Source organism: Halobacteriovorax sp. (genome assembly GCF_048381875.1).
GTDB lineage: Bacteria > Bdellovibrionota > Bacteriovoracia > Bacteriovoracales > Bacteriovoracaceae > Halobacteriovorax_A > Halobacteriovorax_A vibrionivorans.
This window is the reverse complement of the sequence record NZ_JBLXBP010000002.1, coordinates 698851-719996: the sequence shown is the minus strand read 5'-3', so window position 1 is coordinate 719996 and position 21146 is coordinate 698851. Positions and strand designations below refer to the sequence as shown.

Here is a 21146-nt window from a genome sequence, read left to right as displayed (position 1 = left end):
AGATTCTATAAATCAACTCTTTCGGAGACTTTTTGTTATGACAATAACACAACTGGAATACGTACTTGCTGTTGATAAACACCGCCACTTCAGAAAAGCTTCTGAAGAATGCCATGTTTCACAACCAACTTTAAGTATGCAAATCCAGAAGCTCGAAGATAGTTTGGGTTTTGTTATATTTGATCGCTCTAAGAATCCTATTGTACCAACAATTGAAGGTGAGATCTTTATTACTCAAGCAAGAGTTGTTACAAGAGAGTTTAAAAAATTAAAAGATATTGCCAGTGATCCAATCGTTGGAATTGAAGGTGAGTTTAAATTAGGTGTTATCCCGACTCTTGCACCATATCTCGTTCCTCTTTTTTTAAGTCGTTTTATGAAAGAGTTTCCTAAAGTTGATCTCATTATTGAAGAGCGAACAACTGAAGAAATTATTGATAAATTAGACCGTGATGAGCTTGATGCTGGTCTTCTAGTCACTCCGCTTCATAATAATCAGATTATTGAAAGAGTATTATTTTATGAGCCACTATATGGTTTCATTTCAAAAGATCATGAACTTTACCACAAGACCCAATTAGACTTTTCAGACCTTGATAAAGATGGCCTTTGGCTTCTACAAGAAGGTCATTGTCTTAGAGGCCAAGTTTTAAATCTATGTAAGAAAGTAAAAGGCTTTCAGCATTTTGAAAGTGGTTCTTTAGAGACGATAAAGAATCTTGTGGCAAAGGATAGTGGTTACACTATTATTCCTCATCTTGATGTCCAAGATATAACTGGTGCACGCAAGAAAATGGTTCGTCCATTTAAGCAACCAGTGCCGACGCGTGAAGTTTCTATTGCCTATAGTCGTATCTTCTATAAAGAGAAAGTAATTGATGCAATTGAAGAAACTATCTTAAAACTTATTCCAAAAGAGTTAAAAAGTTACAAAAATACAGATGTTGAAATAGTTCCAATTGATTAAATCCCTCATAGAGGGATCATTTTGCACCTATTTCTTATGTGTAGTGGGTGTAATATATGTGAGTTTTCTTACATTTGCTTAACTTTGGGCCTTTTTAACCTCCTGAAACTCCATGGCCATTCTTATTTAGCCTCAATTTTTCTATAACTTACCTAATCAACAGATTCATTAGGGGAATCTGGAGTGAGTTCAAACAGGAAGATTTGAGGAGAGGGTATGTCAGTGAAAGGTTACATGGTTTTTTTAGTCGTAATGTCCACATTTTTAACGGTCTCATGTGGAGATTCAGTTCCTGCAGGTAATGCAACTTCAATGACGGGATCAATTATTGTAGGAGAAGTTGATTGGGTAGAAGTTACGACTTTTGATTCTGAATCGGAGATCAGAAAGAATTCGAAGGCCGTGGCCGATGTGCAATTTGCAAATGGTGGAAGATGTACAGGCTTCTTTGTTTCAGATGATGTTCTAATGACTAATGAGCACTGTGTTGGAAGTGCATCAGATGTTGTTGGGATGAAAGTATTTATGAAGCATGAGAAAGGAGTGCCTGAGTCAGAATATGCAGAGGTTAAGTGTAATGAGTTTATCGGAAATGATGTAACTTTAGATTATGCCTTAGTTAAATGTGAAGGAAGTCCTGGACAGAGATATGGAAAAGTTACTTTAGAGACAACTCAAGCTGTTGAAGGAGATAGTATCTATATCATCCAACAAAATTGTGACTACTATTCTGATTACAATTGTAACTGGAATAAGAAAGTATCAGAAGGAAAGGTTGTCGGAGTTGAAACAGATGTATTCTATGATGCTGATACTTTAGGCGGCTCATCAGGATCACCAGTATTTAACGCTGACTCAGATAAGGTCTTTGCTATCCACCATGCTGGTTACGGAGGAGGATGGACTGGGCGAGGCATCAAGAATGCCGCAGTACCAATGAGTAAAATTGTACCTCATATGCAAGCAAACTTTCCTTCAGTCTTAGCTGATAGTGGTGATAGTAGTGATGATGGTTCAACAACTCCATCACAAGATAATAATACATTTGAAACAGCTGCAAAATTAGAGTCGGGAGATTCATTTAAAGCTGAAATCGAAAGCTCACAAGAGATGGATTTTTATAAAGTAGAAATGAAAGCAGGTGAGGTATTGGATTTTGAAATCAAGTTCTCTCATGCTCAAGGTGACTTAGACTTCGTTGTCTATAAGAAAGTAGGTGGATCATTTAAAGTTGTAAGCCGCAAGCAGTCTTCAACAGATGATGAACGAGTAAGATTACGTGTTTCAACAAGTAAAGCTTATTATATAAAAGTTTATGGTTATAGAGGAGCGACAGCAGAATACGAAGTGAAATTTAAGAAGTAAAAAATTAGTTACAAAAGCCTCCATTATGGAGGCTTTTTTTATATTTTCATTTTTAAAAATTCTAAGATTCTCAATTCATACCAGTAGTACTCATCTCGAAAAGACTTCACAAACCCCACGTGCCCACCATGTTTTGGCACTTCAAGAAATATATTTTCTTTTTCTTTGGCCAATTTAAAGGGATAGCTTTCCTTTGATAGAAATGGATCATCATAAGCATTCAGAATATAAAATGGTATTTTTATTTTTTCTAAATGGGCAAGTGGTGAGGCTTGAGAGCGATAATCCTCGCCATTTCGATAGCCATATAATGGAGCTGTTACATAGTCATCAAACTCATCAATATGTTTAATCTTTCTTACTTTATTTAGATCCACAGGAAGATCCATTACCTTGGCTTTTTCAATAACCTTCTTTCTCATTGAGTAGACAAATGCATGGCGATAGATAAATCGCGAAAATTCAGTTCTCAATTTCTTATTACTTGCATTTAAATCAAGTGGTGAGGAAAGAATAAAGGCACGATAGACTTTAGGATGAACGTTATCGCAATTTCTTCCTAAGTAATTTGTTGTAATCGCCCCACCAAGACTAATTCCCATTAAAGAAACTTTCTCATAGTCATCAGCAATATTTTCAATTAAAAATTCGAGGTCTTTAAAGTCCTTAGCGTTATAAAACTTTTTTGTACGATTGAGCTTTCCTCCACAAGATCGCATATCCCATGAAATGACATCATAACCTTGGGCCGTAAACTTCTTCTTCATATCGATGATATAGCGATCTCGACCGTTGCCTTCTAGGCCATGACTAATGATAATGACATGATTTAATGGATTTTCTGCTTTGGAGACGTAATAGCGTAAGAAGTCTCCATCGGGAGTTGTTAAGGTACGAGTGAGGAGCTCATGTGGCTTACCCCATCGGATAAAGAATGGAATCAATGTTTGAATATGGCCATTCTTAAGAGATTGATGACATTGATATTCAGATTGAATGACTGGCATATATAACCTCCATCAACTTATTATATACGAAATGTCTCAATAAAAAAAAGGAGGCATTGTGCCTCCTTTCTTTTTATGAACTAAACTTTAACTTTCTTTTATTCTTGAAGTAGCTCTTTCGGAACCCCTCTAGGGATCGCGCTAAGAAGCTTCTTCGTGTATTCGTCTTTTGGATTATGGTAAACTTCTTCAGCTGGACCATATTCTACAATTTGACCTTTGTTCATAACACCAATTTCATCTGAGATATACTTAACAACAGATAGGTCGTGTGAAATGAAGATATATGTAAGACCTAGCTCATCTTGAAGGTCTTGAAGTAGGTTAAGTACTTGTGCCTGAACTGATACGTCTAGTGCTGATACAGACTCATCACAGATGATAAATTCTGGCTTAAGTGATAGGGCACGTGCGATACAAATTCTTTGACGTTGTCCACCAGAGAACTCGTGTGGGTAACGGTTAAGGTGATCACCTTTAAGACCAACTTTTTCAAGAAGGTCGGCCGCAACATCATATCTTTCTCTCTTTGTTGAACCAATACCGTGAATTACCATTGGCTCAGTAATAATATCACCAATAGTCATACGTGGATTAAGAGATGAGTATGGATCTTGGAAAATGATTTGCATTCTCTCTCTAATTTCTCTCATTTCTTTTTTATTTAAGTTTGTAACGTTAATTCCATCATAGATAACTTCACCAGCTGTTGGCTCCAGAAGTCTAAGAATTGAACGCCCAAGAGTAGTCTTTCCACAACCAGACTCACCAACAAGTCCTAGGGTACGACCTTTTCTAACCTGAAGACTTACATCATCAACGGCCTTGAACCAATCAACAGTACGCCCAAAGATTCCACCTTTAATTGGAAAGTGCTTATTGAAGTTTTTGATTTCAAGAAGTACTGGGTTTTCTGTTTCGCTAATTGCTCTTGGCTTCTTCATCTCAAGTGATGAAACATCAATATCTTCTTTTGCATTTAAGAAGTCATCAACAGTTAGAAGTCTAACTGGGTTTTCATCAAGACTTGGACGACAAGCTAGAAGCCCTTTTGTATATGGGTGTTGTGGATTTTCAAATAGTGCTTTCGTAGTGTTTTGCTCAACAAGATCACCTCTAAACATTACGGCAACTTCATCTGCAATGTCTGCAATAACAGCAAGGTCGTGAGTAATGAATAGCATACTCATTCCGTGCTTTCTTTGTAGATCAAACATTAGTTCAAGAACTTGCTTTTGGATTGTAACGTCAAGAGCTGTTGTAGGCTCATCACAAATTAGAAGTTCTGGCTCACATGCCATTGCCATTGCAATCATTACACGTTGCTTTTGACCACCTGACATTTGGTGAGGATATTTATTTACTGATTCTCTAGGCTCCGGAATACCAACTTCTTCGTATAATTCGATTGTTCTCTTGCGAGCTTCTTCTTTATTCATCCCTTGGTGAAGCATTAGTACTTCATCAATTTGGTTACCAGTTGTAAAAACTGGGTTTAATGAAGTCATAGGCTCTTGGAAGATCATTGCGATCTTATTTCCACGAAGTTGTCTAAGTCTTTCATTTGAAACTTTTGTTAGGTCTTCACCATGATAAAGGATTTCACCTTCGCTGATACGACCTGGAGGATTAGGGATTAGGCCCATGATTGCAAGGGAAGTAACAGATTTACCAGACCCTGACTCACCAACAAGTCCAACAGTTTTTCCTTTTGGAATTGATAGGTTGAGGCTTTTGACGGCCTTTACTGATTCATCTTCAGTTTGAAATTCAACTGTTAGGTTTTTAATTTCAAGCAACTTTTCTGCCATAACATCTCACTTTCTGATATTTAATAAGTATTTATATAATGTATTCTTATTGAACTCTTAATACTAACTTAAATTTCTACCACTTCCGACACATAATTTCACGACTTAATTCATCAAAAACTCTGATTTAATTACGTATATTTAGGTATTTAGAAGTCGACGTATAGACGATTTTCTTTAGTTAGTAGCTCTTGCGATGCGACAATCTGCTCAGAATACTTAATGAGGTCTTCTTTATTTAGACCCTTTGCGAAAAAAGGTTCACCGTAATTGATGTAGATATGACCAAATGGCTTTGGAAGCTTCGTCTTATCCCAGCTTTTTTCAAAGCAGATATGTCTACTGGAAACACATTGAATTGGAAGTATTGGTATTTCACATTCGTGACTAACGTGAACTATTCCTCGTTTTGGTTTGTGGCGAGGTCCTCGCGGCCCATCCACCGTAATTGCAGCGCAAAGACTAGTTTGCGAAATTTGACTGATCATGGACTCGAGGGCCTGGGCACCGCCTCGTGATGAACTTCCTCGCGTTGGAGTAAAGCCTAATTTCATAACAGTATCTGCTGCAAGTGTTCCATCTTTTGATTTAGAGGCCATGACAATCATACCTGTATCAATCTCACTAATTACACTTGTAGGATAGTGTTCATGCCAAGCAGCGAGAGCATAATTGCCATGCTTGCTCATGCTCTTGGCCTTTTCAAGATTTTCTTTATTCAAAACAGTGATCTTAGAAGTCAGTCTGACAAATCGTAAATACCAAGAGACTAATGTCGGAACTAATTTAAGTAGGAATTTCATTCGCAAATTATAGGTAAAAAGCTCGACTTCGTAAATATGAAGGTGTTCTGACTAAATTTTTACCAATGAATTACCATCTTTTAACTTAATTAAGATGAGCGTCATTCATCTATCGACTATGATCAATATAGAAAGAGTTCTCGACTGAATCGCTCGGGAGCTGCTAGTTCGACGCTGACCATGAAGGAGGTGTTATGGCAGGATTACGTGAGATTAAAAAACAACGAACAAGAGAAATGATTCTAAAAAACTCAATGGAATTATTTACTCAAAAAGGGGTCGATGAAGTAGGAATGCGAGAATTGGCCCAGGTGTGTGGATTGGGAATTGGAACTTACTATAATTACTTTAAGTCGAAAGAAGACGTTATCTTTAGTTTATTTCGAGAGAATCTGAACGCGGCAATTACTCAACGGCCATTCAAGGTTGATGAGTCGATGTCAAATGCAGATAACCTCACAGCAAATTACAAAGAGGTCTTCCAAGAGTTAATGATTCATAAGAATATAGCGGATGAATTCTTGTCTTTGGCATACAACACAAAGAATGTCTCAGATAAGGACTCAGTTGGAGCACGATTAACTCCTCAGATTATTGATCTCTATTGGGGATGGGTTCAACCGCTTTTTAGAAGTGCAGGAATAATTATTCGAACAGAAGAAGAGGAAGGTTTTAGAAGAATGCTTTGGCACCACTTCCTATCAAGCTTTCATGCTTACACTTCTTCATTTGGTGCAGAAGAAAGTATTGATTATATACGTTTCACTTCTCGACACCTTTTAGGTGGACTAGGTTCTAGCTCTGCTAGTTCAGAGGCCAGCGCAAACTCAAGTCAAGGCTTTGGTTCAGGTTCGAATACAGGTAACTTTTAGCGATTCAGATTTTTTTAAAGGGGGCCACAAGCTCCCTTTTCATTTTTTCTTAACTCCTCACCATTCGAATTAGACCGATATGCTCCTTATGAACAAATCAAAGTGGATAATATTACTGATAATACTTTTCTCGTGTATTCAAGAAACTCCAGAGCTAAGTGAAAGGGCTCCTGCCAGCTTCTATTCCTATAAAGTTATTACTTATGGAAATAACTCAATAGAATGTCGAGGCTATCTGGATGAAGATGATGCTGTGGGGACTCTACTGGAGACAATTCCTCTTAGCTATAATGGTCAGGCTCCATTGCGTATATGCGGAGAAAATATCGAAGATATTGAAAGTGGGGTGAATAACTATTAAACACTGAACAAAATCAGTTTTGGCACAGTGGTTGCAACATAATATTCCAAACAAACAAATGAGAACGAGATTCAGCTAGTTAACTATCTCAAGCTGAACAAGTTTTAGACAACTGTTTAAGGAATGTTATGAAACAACAAACTTTTAAGTACTTAGTGACTACTTTATTAACAACAGTGGCTTTCTCTTATAGTGGGCCAGTGTTTAAGCTTAATAAGAAGAGTGTCCCAAAAGACCTAGTTCCTAATATTGAAAGATTCCTATCTAATGTTGATGAGAAAGTTCCGGCCACGGTTCGCGATGCCATTGGTGAAGCAGTTGAAATTACCTTTACGAAATTTAAAGAGAATGAAGCCTTTTCAAAATTTCCTACAAATCGTTGTGATGATGCAGCTGGGATTAAGTATGGAAAAGTAAGTTTCTTTAATCGCGATGAAATAAAAATATCTTCTCTATTTATAAACGAGATTATCAACAATGAAGAAGACACAGTTCAATTTAACTGTGGTCATCGAAATTATCTTCGTAAAGCCCAGGCAACTATTCTACATGAACTTGCCCACCTCTATGACTTAAAATATGTCAGAACGGACGAGCATAAATCAAAGGCACGTATTTGTGAAAGAGAAAAAGAAGATCGCAATCATGTGTCTTCAGAATGTCGTGCTGTACTTTCACAAGAGAGAAATAGAAAGTCGATTAGTGGACTACATTCATTTTTTAAATTAGCAAATTGGAAGAAGGGATTCTTTAAAAAGAAAACAAAGAATCTTTCAAATAAGAGATCAGCAGACTCGTACGAATATGAAAATCTAGACGAGCATAATGCTGTTAACTTTGAATTCTTTTTAATGGATAAGGACTATAAGTGTAAAAGACCAAGTTATTATAAGTTCTATAGTGAGTTATTAAATCACAGGCCATTTGAAGATAATAATTGTGAAATCTATTCTAAGATTGTTTTAGACGATCTTAAAACAGTAAGAGATATAAACCCAGATCGTGTTTATCGTGTTGATTACTTACTTGCTTCAAAAGGTGACTCTGTAATTTCTGGTTTTGGTCACTCAATGTTTAGAATTGTTCTTTGTGCTCCTTTTAGAAAGAAGGTCGATGAGAACTGTCTAAAAGATAAATTATACCATGTTGTTCTATCTTATCGTGCCAACGTTTCAGATATTAAAAGTGACATGTTAAAAGGTGTCTTTGGTGGATATGATTCAGTATTATTTATGCTTTCATTTCCAGAAGTACTTAATGAGTACAATGGTGGAGAGTTAAGAGACCTAATTAGCCAACCTATCTATTTATCAAAAGAAGAGAAACGTGACTTTATCCATAAAGTTCTAGAAACATATTGGGAGTACGAAGGTGATTATAAGTTTATCACTAACAATTGTGCTTCAGAATCAAATGAATTATTTCAAGCAGCTTTCCCTAGTAGTGACTTTGCACATGAAAGAGTAATTCTGCCTTACTCACTATTAGATAAGTTTACTGAAAGTAAGTTTTCAAATGAGGAAGATTTAGATGACCTTGAAAAGGCCCAAGAGCAAGGAATGTTCTTTCCAAGTGATATCGACCTTTTAAAACATGTTAAGAAGTCATTATTTGGAATGGAAGAATCTGACTACAAAGTATATCGCAGAAGAGTTGGTCCTCAGCACCACCACCGCTATAAAAAGATTAAGCGTGAAAAGTTTATTAAAGACATCTTAGAAGAATTTGATGTTGATCGCTTATTTGAAAAATATGAAGAGTTAAAACTTGCTGGCGAAACTAGAGATGTTGAGCAGGGTTTAAAGAATCTTTCAATTCTAACAGGTGCAATCTTTAAGATTAAGCAAGCTTATATTGATGAAGAAGTTGGTAACTTCCTAGATAAGAATATGGAAGAAGAGACTGAACTTGGGAAAAGGATCAACAGATGGAATGAGCTTCGTAAATCAACAAGAGTTAAACCAAATGACCATGATTATGGAATTCCACTAGTTGTTAAGGACTCAGACTTTGAACGTCACAATACAAAGGCCCACGAATTAGAAGAGATGGAGAACCAGTTATTAGAAGATGTTAAAGCAAACTATGAAGATGAAGTACAAGATTTAGCAAGAGTACTAGATTTAATTAGAAATATAAGAAACGAATCACGAATTATGTCAATGAAGATTTATTCAAACCAATAATTTAACAAATACAAAAAACAAAAAAAGGAGAACAAAATGAAAAAAATGACAGCAACAGCACTTCTTACACTAATCGCACTTCAAGCAAACGCAGTTGAAATGAGAGATGCATCTCTTGGTGCTTCTTCAAAAGTTTCAGAAGCTATTTATGATGCAGGAAAAAGTGCTACAGATGAAACAGTTAAAGTAGCTGATTTTACAGGTGAACAATTAGAGGCTTTTATTTCTAAGAATCTACAGTCATCTTACAGAGCTTCAGAGACGATCGCTAAACAGATCGTTAAGCTATCAGAAGTATCTAAGCCAGCTTTCCGTTTAACTGGTAAAGGTCTTGCAATGGTATTTGAAGTATCTGGAGATGCAACGAAGGCAGGTCTTGATGTTTCAAAGAAAATCTATATTTTTCTTGAGCCAACTCTTGAGCAAACTGGTGAATTCTTAATGGAAATCATCGAACTTGCATTTGAAGGAACATCAGAAGCATCTGAACTAATTACTGATATTAATAGATTCCTATCAGAGGTTTTTGAAAAGCCACTAGATATTACAACAATGACTTTAGAAGAAATTGCAAAGCTAGTTGAAAAAGCAAGTGAGCAGTCAACTAAGGTTTCTGAGTTCTTACTAGGTGCTGAAAATCTTGAAAAAGGTATTGAGTATACTGGAGAGGGAATTTCTCTAACTTCTAACGGAATTGGAGCAGCATTTTACCTAGTTTCTCAAGCGACAACTGGTATCTCTCAATTATTTGATTTCAACAGAAAAGAAAGAGAGCAAATTGAGCAAATGGTTGAAAGAGGTGATGTTGAAGGTCTAGCAGGTCTTCGTGATCTAATCAGACACAATATCAACGAAAATATCGCAAATGGTGAAGATCTTAATGCTCTACTTGATGACAATGCAGTAGATGCTTATATCAAGCTTAAGCTTACAGTTCCTAACTTAGAAGAAAATCTTAAACAAGTATACGGAATTAAATAATCATTCCTATTGGGGGGCCATTTTAGGCTCCCATTTATAAGACAAAATAACAAAACATACATATACACAGAGAGGATAGAAATGAAAAAGATGACAGCAGCAGTATTGCTTACATTAATAGCACTTCAAGCAAACGCAGTTGAAATGAGAGATGCATCTCTAGGTGCTTCTTCAAAAGTATCAGAGGCATTATATGATGCCGGAAAAAGCTCAATTGATAAAACAGTTGAAGTCGCAGATATTACTGGTGAACAACTTGAAGCTTTAATTTCAAAGAGTCTTCAGTCTTCTTACCGTACATCTGAACAAATTGCTAAACAAGTTATTAAAATATCTGAAGTCTCAAAACCAGTATTCCGTTTCACTGCCGATGGAATTGCGATGGTTTTTGAAGTATCTGGAGATGCTACAAAGGCCGGCCTTCAAGCTTCAAGAAAAATCTATATTTTCCTAGAGCCAAGCTTAGAGAAAACTGGTGAGGTTCTAGATCATATTCTAGACCTTGCTTATCAAGGTACAACAGAAGGATCAGAGCTACTGACAAATATTAATGAATTCTTATCAAGAGTATTAGAGAAGCCTATTGATATTACATCGATGGCAACAGAAGAAGTTGCAAAGCTATTATCGAAGGCAACACGTCTTTCACGAATTGAGAGAATTGTAGAACTAGCTTTAGAAGCGACAACAAAAGGATCAGAGCTTTTAACGGACTTAAATGAATTCCTTTCAAAAGTACTCGAGAAGCCAATTGATATTTCTTCAATGGCAACAGAAGAGGCACTTGAACTTATTGCTAAGGCCAGTGAAGAATCTTCTGAACTAACAACATTCCTAGTTGGTGCTGACAATCTTGAAAAAGGTACACAGTATACTGGAAATGGTATTTCGTTAACTACAGAAGGGATTGGTGCTGCTTTCTACCTAGTTTCACAAGCAACAACTGGAATCTCACACTTATTTGATTTCAATAGAAAAGAAAGAGAACAAATTGAACAAATGGTTGAAAGAGGTGATGTTGAAGGTCTTGCGGGGCTACGTGATCTTATCAGAAATATGATTAATGAAAATGTTGTTAATGGAGAAGACTTAAATGCTCTTCTTGGAGATAGAGAAATTGATGCCTATATTAAATTAAAACTTTCTGTTCCTAATTTAGATGAGGAATTGGAGAGAATTAATGAAGGACATATTGAATTTGTTAAATAAAACTTTATTCTCATAAGAGAGGAGAGCCTAGCAAATGCTAGGCTTTCTTATTTTATAATTGAAATTCTCTGTGCATGTATTCAAAACCTTTTCCATCATATCGATTAAAGCATCCATATACTTGTCCATTTGATATCCAAGGATTTGAGTCTAAATCCACTCCTGCAAAGTCGTAAAGTCTACGCTTGGGCCAGAGTGTTCTGACTCGGTCTAATTCACTTAATTTATAAAAATATAGGTTTTGCATATTTCTTGAAATAAGGAATCCGCCAGAAATAATGGCCTTTGGCATATGTAGTGCTTCTCTATTTTGACGAATTGGAACAACTCTTTGTTGATTCATATTTTCGTCTAAGATAACCAGTCCTTCATAGGCCCTTTTCTTTGTTGAGAAGTTGTAAGTAACATTATCGAGCATCACAAAAAGTCTTCCATTATAAGTATCAATTCCTGTTGCTGTTGATACTTGTCCTCTTTCGTGAGGTAGGTCAAATTGATGATTTGATTCGATGCTATTTCCAAGAAGGTCAATCTTTATTAGGCCAAGTGAGCCGTGAGCGATAAAGAGTTTATCATTGAGTATTGCCATATCTTGAGCCGTTTGATGCTTCTTTGTCATTTGCTGATCGGTAGTTGGAAAACTTGTGACGAATTCATAGTCACCGAGACGGTGGACAAAAACATAGTCTGGAGTAAGGATATAGATCTTATCATCGTATTCTCTTACTGACCGGATTTCATATTTTGAAAAGATCAATCTAATTTGATCTTCTTCAAATTTATAGAGAAAAGCTCCTTTGTAGATATAGTAGTTATCACCATTCTTATAGTGACCAGTATCGCCTTTCTTTGATTTACAGAATTGATCAAGGCTTGCTTGGGCCGATACCGAGCTTATAAAAATAGCTAATACCAATAGAAATTGCTTCATTTTGAACTCCCTAAGTTTTGTTGAATATAATAATTATCGAGTGCTATATGCCATTCGTCAAAAAGCATGACATGCCATGATGAAGCGTGTTAGAAATGGATTATGTTAGACAGAATCTTTATCGAAATTTCAAATATTTGCAATTTGCAGTGCTCATTCTGTCCAGTGGTGGAACGTGATAATAAAGTCATGGGCCCTGAGGATTTTGAAAAGGTTCTAAAGCAAGCAAAGCCTTTGGCGAAACAAGTATGTCTTCATTTAATGGGGGAGCCGCTGGCCCATCCTAACTTTGTTAAGATGATGGAGATATGTGAAGAAAATAACGTACCTGTTCAGATAACGACTAATGGTGTGGTGATTGCCAATCGAAAAGAGATCCTTCTAAAAAGCAAGGTTCTTAGGCAAATAAACTTTTCAATACAAAGTTATAAAGATAATTTCCCCAATCGCGATTTCTACACTTACTTGCGTCCTATTCTTGATTTCTCTCGTGAGTTAAATGAAGTCTCACCTGAGACATATGTGAATTATCGACTTTGGAATCTCGGTCGAAATGAGCAGATTATGGAAGAAAATGAAGAAGTTTTCCAGATTCTTGAGCGCTTTTACGATATTGAAGTAAATCGTCGTACACAAGTTGAATCAATTAAAAGTAAGAGAATTTGGAATCGTGTCTACCTTCATTTTGATACGCATTTTGACTGGCCGTCTTGGGATCTTCCAAATCAAGGAGAGATCGGACGTTGCCATGCTCTTAAATCACATATTGGAATTCATGCTGACGGTACAGTCGTACCTTGTTGTCTGGATAAGGAATGTCAGATTCCACTAGGAAATGCATTTGAACAAGACCTTGCTGGTATATTAAAGTCAGACAGAGCAATAGCAATGAGAAAAGGCTTTGATAATAATAAGAGAGTTGAGGAGTTCTGTAAGCATTGTACTTATATCAATCGATTTCAAAAGTCCTAACTAATAATACTTTTTAATTTCTCAAGATTTGAAACCATCATCTTCCTATTTTTTATAGGAAAGTCTTTAAGCTTTACTGAGATCTTTTCTTGAACTTCTGACCAAACCTCATTGTAAAGTCCCTGGCCCTTAGTGCTTAAGCTTAATAGTGTTAGTCTTCCATCTTCAACTGACTTCTTCTTTGTAACAAGTCCTTCATCAACAAGAATATTGATGGTCTTTGTCATGGCGGGTTGGCTAATCCCATGATGTTCGGCCAATTCACCCACTGTCGTCAGTCCGCGACCGATATTTGATAAGGCCCTAAATTGTGGATAGGAAATACGTGGAGATGCCACGGCCTTAACTTCGTCTCTAATTGAGCGAACAATAAAGGGCATAATATCTAAAAGTATTCTTGAAAATGCTAAGTCTTTCACAAGCATATTATATACACGATAAAGCTGGTTAGTAAACGAAGGCAGCGACCACTATGGCCGCTGCGAAAAGGGTTTAATATTCGACTTCTAGATCAGAGTCATCGGACGTTGTCTCTGATCCAAGTGCAGATGATTCTTCTGACGAAGTATCTACACAATCATCAGTCGCCGAGCAATCAGTTGCTGGTGCATTATCAGAACTTTCATATTCTGTTGCTGTTTCAGTCTCACTTGTTGAGTCTGACCAATCTTCTTGTGCAAACGTTAAAGAAGTGTTGAACATCAAAGATAGGAGTAACAGTAGGCTAAGCTTTTTCATCATTAATTTCCTCATAAGTTATTAGTATATACTCAAGATATATACCTTATTTATATATCTAGGTTATATAATATTCCTGTCTCAAATTTCGCACAATAGAAAAATGCACTTCCTATGTAAATTTTTTGTCTTTATAATAAAATCTGATATTTAGTGAATCTCCTGGGGAGGGTAAAAATGTGGCATCCACCAAAAATTGAAACAAAACGACTTGAGCTTAGAGAAATTAGACTAAGTGACCAAGATGCCATTTTCGAATATGGCAAGAAGCCACATATATCAAAATACACCCTTTGGGAGCCTCATGAATCTGTCCAGGATAGTATCGACTTCATCGAAAAATATGCATTTTCAAATTACGAGCAAGGAGTTCCCGAGCCTTTTGCCATTACTTTAAAAGGTGAGGGAAAGTTGATTGGTTGTGTAGGATGCTTTTGGGTATCAACGAAGAATAAGAGTATGGAATTGGCCTATGTCCTAAATGATGAGTACTGGGGACAAGGGATAATTGTAGAAGCGGCAGATGCTGTTATTGAGTATTGCTTTGAGCACTTTGATATCGAGCGAATTCAATGCCGATGTAAGTCTGAAAACCTTGCAAGTGAGAGGGTTATGCAAAAGCTTGGAATGACCTATGAGGGAACATTAAGACGTGAGATTTATCATCGCAATAAGTTTTGGGATATGAAATATTACTCAATTCTTAGAGATTAAAAGTAGAAAGCTGTCTCTAAAGTCGCGTAGGTATGATCTTTTGCTCCTTCAAATTGAGCGCTATAATAATTCACTTTTAAAGTTAGACGAAATGATTGTAGGAGAAGGTGAAATCCTGCATCGGCCTTATAGTAGATATCATTCATATCCTCGCTGGCAATTACATAAGTAGAATCTTGCTTCTTTGAGCCTTGTAAAATGGCATTGAAGTAATTATTTACAACAGATCCATTTGTAAAGAATTCAAGAAAACCAAGATGGATGGCCATCTTAAGGCCAAGTTCTACATCTCTAAGAAGCCCACCCGTGTGCCCTTGTAGCCAGGGAGAGAATTCAAAAATGGGACCTCGATTAATTTTTATAATCTTAAACTCACCATTATAAAATGTTTGATTACTTGTTTGATTTTGCCATCCATTTACTTGAGATGATGGTGTCATACGATGAAAGAGATTTTGAAGTGATCCGGCCTTTGCATCTGGGCCTTGTTTTCCATACCAGAGATCGGCCCTTAGATAATAGCTATTATTGACGTGGCTAAATCCAAAGATTCCATAGAGTAATCCTGTATATGGATGGTCTCCTTCGACAACAGCTGTACTCAGAGTTGCTTCTGGAGTGAAGATCTTGTGGGCAACTCCAAGACGAAACTTTGATAATGAGCTTTGACCACCAAACCTCCTTTTATACATAAGTTCAATTCCATTGGAGTAGTACTTATCTGTTTCAAAGGCAGCATCATTATCAAATTTAATAGAAAGCTCATTGGCGCGTTTACTTTGGGCCAAAGATAAAGGAGAAATTACAAATAGGAATAGTATTGATAATATCCTCACTAGAAAAGTTTACCACTAATAATTTCCCGAATCTCAATGTAGGAAGGATGTTCTTAATACTTGATTCTTATTGTCGGCAAATGGTCCTTACCTAATTAAGATGAACACTGTCATATTTACAAGTTATAAACCCTACCTTTTATGACATGTTATAAAGGAGCAAAGGAGAGATCATTAAAGACAATCTAGAATAATCATGAAAAGTAATCTTAAAAACAAAGTCATTGCTATTACCGGTACAACTGGAGGACTAGGAAAGGCCTTGAGTCTTGAATTAGAAAAGCGAGGAGCTAAGCTTGCATTAATGGACTTTGATGTCGAGCAAGTTAATAAGCAGGCCAGTGAGCTCAACGCCTTAGGATTAGAAGTTGATATAACAGATTACGAATCGATTAAAAAAGCAATGGCCAAAGTTAACGATCATTACGGACAGATTGATATTGTTATTGCTAATGCTGGTATAACTCAAATGGCACCAATGACGACAACTGATGAAAGAGACTTCTCAAGAGTTATCGATATAAATTTAAATGGTTCATGGAGAACATTTAAGGCTGCACTTTCGTATATTGAAGAAAGCAAGGGCTACCTCGCTGCAATTTGCTCGATGGCCTCATTTGTTCATTGTCCTTTGCAGGCATCATATGCTGCTAGTAAGGCCGGAATGCTCGCTGTATGCAATAGTATTAGATTAGAAGTAAAACATCTCGGAGTCGATGTTGGAAGCTATCATCCAACTTTCTTTCCTTCTCCATTAATGGATAATGTAACGAGTGATCCTGTGGGGCACAAATTATGGGGGGGAAATAAAGAAGGCCCTTGGAAAATGATCACTGTTGAAGAAGTTGTGGATGAGATCTTAAATGGCCTCGAAGATCGAGCTGAGTTAGTTGTCATTCCTAAGCGCAAGACTTTAGTGGCAAAGGCGAGTGGCTTTTTTCGACGCTATATTGAAAAACGAGGCTTTAAAGGCAATGAAGTACAAGAGGCCATTGAATTAGCAAAGTCTCTATCTAATTAATTTCTGAAATCTGTTTGGCCATTTTCGTCTGTTTGATTAAGTATATAGACCGCTTCGGTGAGGCTCTGTGCACTTTTTAAAACCTCTGTATCGAGATTATCACTACTATTCATAATAAAGTTATCAATATCTTTTTTAAGGTTTCTAAAAAGTGGAATTAGGTTTTTCTCTATTTTATTTGAGTATTCAAAAGATATTTCTTGTTTAACAAGGTCTTTAATTCTTGCATTTATAATTTCATGCTTAAAATAGAATCCTAGGACGACTTTCGTAAAGTAAATGATAAAGGAAATAAACATAATAATATGTGTTGTATCTGCAGTGACAAGAGAGAGAAGGCAAGCCGTTGTCGATAAAATATAAATATACTTCTCTCGAGTATTGGCCGCTAAGACTATTGTAAATAGAAGGCTACTCAATAGTAGAGAGAGTGAGACAGCAGACTCATGGCTGAAGTAATATTTAGCTGAAAAAAGAATTTGTGCTATCAGCAGATAAAAGAAACTTACTTTCTGAATAGAGTAGTGATTCTTTGTCTTATAAAGATGAAAGGCAAAAACTAGAAAGTTTATAACGATTGCTAGGCCAGTATATGAGATATTTGAAATCGATGCATGGATATCAATTGTATAGAGCATATAGAATAAACAAATCGATAAGATGACTATAATCGAAGACTTCTTAAAGTTATTGAAAATTGGAATGTTGAAAATATCAACTTGATAGTCGAGTAGGTGGTCAACGTCATCGAAGTCTTCGTCTAAAAAATCTTCGATACGAGAGCTATTTTTAATTAGGCTTTCTTCTATTTTCTTTCGATCTTTAATCCCAGAAGAAAAGACATTCAATATATTATTGATGGGATTTAATAAGTTATGAGCGAAGTAGCTTTTGAGATTTAAAATATTCTTGTGGAATTCTTTTTTATGTAGAATTTCAGTAGCGTTATTTCTAAAAATAATCGATTGGATTGAACTCACAGTTGTAATGAATATATGAAGAAATGTAATTAATACGAGATTGGGATCATCAAGCATAAAATTATTAAATGAAATAATAAGAAAGTGCAGGAGACAGTACTTTATATTTGTATGCTGAAGATGAAAGGCCAAAATAATAATGGCAGCAATATAACAAAAAGAGCTGGCTGGAGTGTATCCGGCCAAACGTGGGTAAATAGTCCACATTAAACTTTCGACAACAACGGTGAAAAAAAAGAAGCCCGTTAAGTGGTTTTTAAAGTATTTCTTATGAAAACAAAATGCCATTAATAAATTAAATGGAATAAGAAGATTCAAGGCCTTTAAAAGGTGAGGCTCAATATTAAAATATGAGAAGGCAATATAGATGATAATCATCATCACTGCTGCCAAAACGTGCATTTGAAAGAACTCACGATATTTTTGATTCAAATGGAAGTAGTCTTTCGCTTGCATACTATTTAGTACACCCCTTAATAAATAGTATTAATTATACAATATATAGTATTTATTCACAGTATGGTACGTGCTTTTTGTAATTTAAACAGGGTTATGACAAATATTTATGCAGTTTTTGTTACTTTGAAGACCCCTGATAGAGCGGGTATACAGCTTCAGGACGAGACGCGTATCGCAACTTCTTATACGCAATCTCGTACCTGATAGTGCTAAAGTATTGAAATGTTTTCAATTAAAATTGAAAGTCTCTTAGGGCCTCTTCTGTTAATGCTTCTTCACCAACAATACAAATCCCTGAGCATACATAAGTGTTGTATGAGCAGTGGGCCTCACTACTTACACGACGACAAATATAACCATCCATTTGACCTTTATTTTTATCACACCAAGAAATCATGGCCTCATAGGCTTCATGTTTTTTTCCCGATCTACCAATTCCAACAACTGGTAGATTAAATGCTTGAGTGCTTAATGTTATTAAGATGAAAAATAAACCTAGAAATCTCATATCCCCTCCATATGATCTATTAGTGACTTTTTCACGAACATATCTTCTAAAGAAATGGTTAGTCTAGTTATTTTATTTGATGAATTAGAGGTTGAATGAAAAATAGGGCCTTAAAATATAAAAGGCCAGATCTAAGATCTGGCCTAATATAAAACTGGTACTCCCAAGGGGCATCGTGCGGCAAAAGTGCCCCAAAGGGCAGTTTTGAAGCACAGATGAATGTGCCTTAAGAAATCAAAGAGCGTAGCTCGCGTGATTTCGGATCAAAGCTAGTAGTTGGGAAATATAAATTTAGTGAAAGTTCGAATCCCCAGATAAATAGGGCCTTAAAATATAAAAGGCCAGATCTAAGATCTGGCCTAATATAAAACTGGTACTCCCAAGGGGATTCGAACCCCTGTTACCGCCGTGAAAAGGCGGTGTCCTAGACCGGGCTAGACGATGGGAGCGCTAACTTATTTCCCGGATTTGGAAACCAAAATGGTGATCTCTCTGCGACTCGAACGCAGGACCCTCTCCTTAAAAGGGAGATGCTCTAACCAACTGAGCTAAGAGACCATCTGTGTTTTGGTGAGATAGAATATAAGTGTTCTTGGTTCAGAAGTCAATGCTGATTTTCAAAAAAGTTAAGAAAAATGGTAATTTTTTTAGGAAGTTAAATTTATTTACTCATGGTATTTTTTATCGCCTAACTTGTCACGAAAGCCGAAATAGTCTATTTTAAGCCGATTAATACAGGACTTTATAAAGGTAGACTTCAGTGACGACAGAAGTAAATTCAACAGATAATAATTCACAAAAAAAAGTGGCATTCCACACTTTAGGATGTCGTTTAAATTTTTCAGAGACGGGAACAATTTCTCAAGGCTTTGTTGAGCGTGGATATGAGGTTGTTGAATTTGGTGATAGTGCTGATGTTACTTTTATTAATACATGTACAGTAACGGATGGTGCGGACTCTACGTGCCGCAACTTAATTCGCAAGGCCCATCGAGCTTCTCCTGATGGAAAGATTGTCGTCGCTGGCTGTTACGCCCAAATGGATGCCCCACGCATTGCTAAAATGACTGGTGTTGATCTTGTTCTTGGAACGAGTGAGAAATATAAAGTCTTTGATTATTTAAGTGAAGATGAAACCGATACCATTCATATTGATAAATCTAAGGATTTCTTTGGTGCGGCAACTTCAAAAGAAGAAGGTCACACGAGAGCGTTTCTAAAGATTCAGGACGGGTGTAATTACGTTTGTTCATTCTGTATTATTCCTTTTGCTCGTGGACGCTCTAAGGCCGTCTCAATCGCTCAGGCGATTGAAGAAGCAAAGAGTGTTATTGCTCAAGGATTTAAAGAAATTGTTCTCACTGGTGTTAATATTGGTGAATACGAAACAACGTCAGGTGAAAAACTTCTGGATCTTTTGAAAGAGTTAAATGCACTTGAAGGCCTAGAGAGAATTCGCCTTGGAAGTGTTGAGCCAAATACTATCACAGATGAGCTTCTTGATTATATGGCCTCTTCACCTAAGTTTCTTGATCACTTTCATGTTCCTATGCAAAGTGGAAATGATGAGATCCTCACAAAGATGAAGCGTAAGTATCTTGTGGAAGATTATCGTCGCATTATAAATAAGATCATTGAACGTTTTCCAAATGCTGGGATTGGGGCCGATGTTATTTGTGGTTTTCCTGGTGAAACAGATGAGCAATTTCAAGATACTTTTAACCTCTTAAAAGAATTACCAATTACACACTTTCATGTGTTCCCATACTCTAAGAGAAAGAATACGGTTGCAGCACGTATGGAAGACCATATCCAACATCCAGTAAAGAAGAGTCGAGTAAAGACTCTGATGATGTTAGGCGATGCTAAGCTTAATATGTTCTCTGAAGACTCTATTGGTGAAACTTCTAACGTTCTTTTTGAAAAGAAAGATAAGAACGGACTTTGGGAAGGTTATACATCCAACTTTATTCGCGTAAAAGTTTCTCATGATGGAGATTTGAAGAACCAAATTCATCAAGTGCAGCTTAAAGAATTTAAAGACAATAAGGTTTTTGCAGAGTTACTGTGATTGCTGCGCCGCTCACGGCACTTTTGACAATTTTTTAACAATTTAAAACCGATTCCTAACAATAGTTGAACAAATGCATATCAACTTTTGCGTATTCTAATCTTGTCGATAGGGAACGCAAAAGGAAGTAAGCTTTATTTTGTTCTGCTTTTAAAACTCCTCTTACACCTTGTGCTTATCTCAACTTGTCCCTCCCTGAGAAAGTCCCTATCGACGAGTACAAAAGCTTTGTGCCATTTCGATCATCTCTCTCTCTCCGGTATGGCACAAAGACCTTTTGACTAAGAAAGTAAGAAAATACATCGCTCTAGAAAAGATGCGATAGAACCTATATCACACACGCCAATGAGTTGC

The 21146-nt window shown here is 36.5% G+C and carries 20 protein-coding genes and 2 tRNA genes; 11 read left to right on the top strand and 11 right to left on the bottom strand.

What is annotated here, in order from left to right:
- The first annotated feature begins 37 nt into the window (after positions 1-37).
- Together ACN5L8_RS07785 and ACN5L8_RS07780 are read left to right on the top strand one after the other, a co-directional pair.
- Positions 38-967, top strand: coding sequence for a LysR substrate-binding domain-containing protein (locus ACN5L8_RS07785; protein WP_115362013.1), 930 nt, complete (start codon positions 38-40; stop codon positions 965-967).
- Positions 968-1183: 216 nt separating this feature from the next.
- Positions 1184-2332: a serine protease gene (locus tag ACN5L8_RS07780; protein WP_334678774.1), complete on the top strand. Its 1149-nt coding sequence runs from the start codon at positions 1184-1186 to the stop codon at positions 2330-2332.
- Between the two features lie 38 nt (positions 2333-2370).
- Here the strand turns inward: ACN5L8_RS07780 and ACN5L8_RS07775 are convergent, their stop codons facing one another.
- From ACN5L8_RS07775 to ACN5L8_RS07765, 3 genes are all read right to left on the bottom strand, one after another.
- Positions 2371-3339 (bottom strand): YheT family hydrolase, encoded by a 969-nt coding sequence (locus ACN5L8_RS07775; protein ID WP_120404148.1) that lies wholly within the window; start codon positions 3337-3339, stop codon positions 2371-2373.
- 98 nt (positions 3340-3437) lie between these two features.
- Positions 3438-5150, bottom strand: a complete 1713-nt coding sequence (locus tag ACN5L8_RS07770; RefSeq protein WP_419172762.1) for an ABC transporter ATP-binding protein — start codon at positions 5148-5150, stop codon at positions 3438-3440.
- A gap of 149 nt (positions 5151-5299) precedes the next feature.
- Positions 5300-5953: a lysophospholipid acyltransferase family protein gene (locus ACN5L8_RS07765; protein WP_115362009.1), complete on the bottom strand. Its 654-nt coding sequence runs from the start codon at positions 5951-5953 to the stop codon at positions 5300-5302.
- Between the two features lie 194 nt (positions 5954-6147).
- On the opposite strand from ACN5L8_RS07765, the gene ACN5L8_RS07760 reads away from it, so the two are divergent.
- From ACN5L8_RS07760 to ACN5L8_RS07740, 5 genes are all read left to right on the top strand, one after another.
- Positions 6148-6825, top strand: coding sequence for a TetR/AcrR family transcriptional regulator (locus ACN5L8_RS07760; RefSeq protein WP_115362008.1), 678 nt, complete (start codon positions 6148-6150; stop codon positions 6823-6825).
- An 88-nt stretch (positions 6826-6913) separates the two neighbouring features.
- A complete protein-coding gene (locus ACN5L8_RS07755) occupies positions 6914-7186 on the top strand; it encodes a hypothetical protein (protein ID WP_419172761.1) in 273 nt (90 codons plus the stop codon).
- Positions 7187-7314: 128 nt separating this feature from the next.
- Positions 7315-9372, top strand: coding sequence for a DUF4105 domain-containing protein (locus ACN5L8_RS07750; protein WP_120404150.1), 2058 nt, complete (start codon positions 7315-7317; stop codon positions 9370-9372).
- A 36-nt stretch (positions 9373-9408) separates the two neighbouring features.
- Positions 9409-10353, top strand: a complete 945-nt coding sequence (locus ACN5L8_RS07745; RefSeq protein ID WP_115362005.1) for a hypothetical protein — start codon at positions 9409-9411, stop codon at positions 10351-10353.
- A gap of 81 nt (positions 10354-10434) precedes the next feature.
- Complete coding sequence (locus tag ACN5L8_RS07740) at positions 10435-11562, top strand: hypothetical protein (RefSeq protein WP_419172760.1); 1128 nt, start codon at positions 10435-10437, stop codon at positions 11560-11562.
- Positions 11563-11614: 52 nt separating this feature from the next.
- On the opposite strand, the gene ACN5L8_RS07735 is transcribed toward ACN5L8_RS07740, so the two are convergent.
- Complete coding sequence (locus tag ACN5L8_RS07735; protein ID WP_334678777.1) at positions 11615-12493, bottom strand: hypothetical protein; 879 nt, start codon at positions 12491-12493, stop codon at positions 11615-11617.
- A gap of 102 nt (positions 12494-12595) precedes the next feature.
- Here ACN5L8_RS07735 and ACN5L8_RS07730 point away from each other — a divergent pair, with 102 nt between their 5' ends.
- Positions 12596-13465, top strand: a complete 870-nt coding sequence (locus ACN5L8_RS07730) for a radical SAM/SPASM domain-containing protein (RefSeq protein WP_120404153.1) — start codon at positions 12596-12598, stop codon at positions 13463-13465.
- Here ACN5L8_RS07730 and ACN5L8_RS07725 read toward each other — a convergent pair.
- A complete protein-coding gene (locus tag ACN5L8_RS07725) occupies positions 13462-13884 on the bottom strand; it encodes a MarR family winged helix-turn-helix transcriptional regulator (protein ID WP_158536871.1) in 423 nt (140 codons plus the stop codon). The two genes, ACN5L8_RS07730 and ACN5L8_RS07725, sit on opposite strands and share 4 nt — an antisense overlap.
- Before the next feature lie 73 nt (positions 13885-13957).
- Positions 13958-14203 (bottom strand): hypothetical protein, encoded by a 246-nt coding sequence (locus tag ACN5L8_RS07720; RefSeq protein ID WP_334678778.1) that lies wholly within the window; start codon positions 14201-14203, stop codon positions 13958-13960.
- A 177-nt stretch (positions 14204-14380) separates the two neighbouring features.
- Here ACN5L8_RS07720 and ACN5L8_RS07715 point away from each other — a divergent pair, with 177 nt between their 5' ends.
- Positions 14381-14917 carry a GNAT family N-acetyltransferase gene (locus ACN5L8_RS07715; RefSeq protein ID WP_115361999.1) on the top strand — a complete coding sequence of 179 codons (537 nt, stop codon included), beginning with the start codon at positions 14381-14383 and terminating at the stop codon, positions 14915-14917.
- Here ACN5L8_RS07715 and ACN5L8_RS07710 read toward each other — a convergent pair.
- Positions 14914-15753 (bottom strand): lipid A-modifier LpxR family protein, encoded by an 840-nt coding sequence (locus tag ACN5L8_RS07710; protein ID WP_419172759.1) that lies wholly within the window; start codon positions 15751-15753, stop codon positions 14914-14916. The two genes, ACN5L8_RS07715 and ACN5L8_RS07710, sit on opposite strands and share 4 nt — an antisense overlap.
- A gap of 196 nt (positions 15754-15949) precedes the next feature.
- Here ACN5L8_RS07710 and ACN5L8_RS07705 point away from each other — a divergent pair, with 196 nt between their 5' ends.
- The gene (locus ACN5L8_RS07705; RefSeq protein ID WP_419172758.1) at positions 15950-16774 is read left to right on the top strand and encodes an SDR family NAD(P)-dependent oxidoreductase; all 825 of its coding nucleotides are present in this window, start codon (positions 15950-15952) and stop codon (positions 16772-16774) included.
- Here ACN5L8_RS07705 and ACN5L8_RS07700 read toward each other — a convergent pair.
- From ACN5L8_RS07700 to ACN5L8_RS07685, 4 genes are all read right to left on the bottom strand, one after another.
- Positions 16771-18210, bottom strand: a complete 1440-nt coding sequence (locus tag ACN5L8_RS07700) for a hypothetical protein (RefSeq protein WP_419172757.1) — start codon at positions 18208-18210, stop codon at positions 16771-16773. The genes ACN5L8_RS07705 and ACN5L8_RS07700 overlap by 4 nt on opposite strands.
- Before the next feature lie 235 nt (positions 18211-18445).
- Positions 18446-18721, bottom strand: a complete 276-nt coding sequence (locus ACN5L8_RS07695; protein WP_115361987.1) for a hypothetical protein — start codon at positions 18719-18721, stop codon at positions 18446-18448.
- 371 nt (positions 18722-19092) lie between these two features.
- Positions 19093-19170, bottom strand: a tRNA-Glu gene (locus ACN5L8_RS07690).
- 32 nt (positions 19171-19202) lie between these two features.
- Positions 19203-19279 (bottom strand) — tRNA-Lys (locus ACN5L8_RS07685).
- A 202-nt stretch (positions 19280-19481) separates the two neighbouring features.
- Between ACN5L8_RS07685 and mtaB the strand changes: the two genes are divergently transcribed.
- Entirely contained in the window at positions 19482-20792 is a 1311-nt protein-coding gene (gene mtaB / locus ACN5L8_RS07680) for a tRNA (N(6)-L-threonylcarbamoyladenosine(37)-C(2))-methylthiotransferase MtaB (RefSeq protein WP_419172756.1), read from the top strand.
- Positions 20793-21146 lie beyond the last annotated feature (354 nt).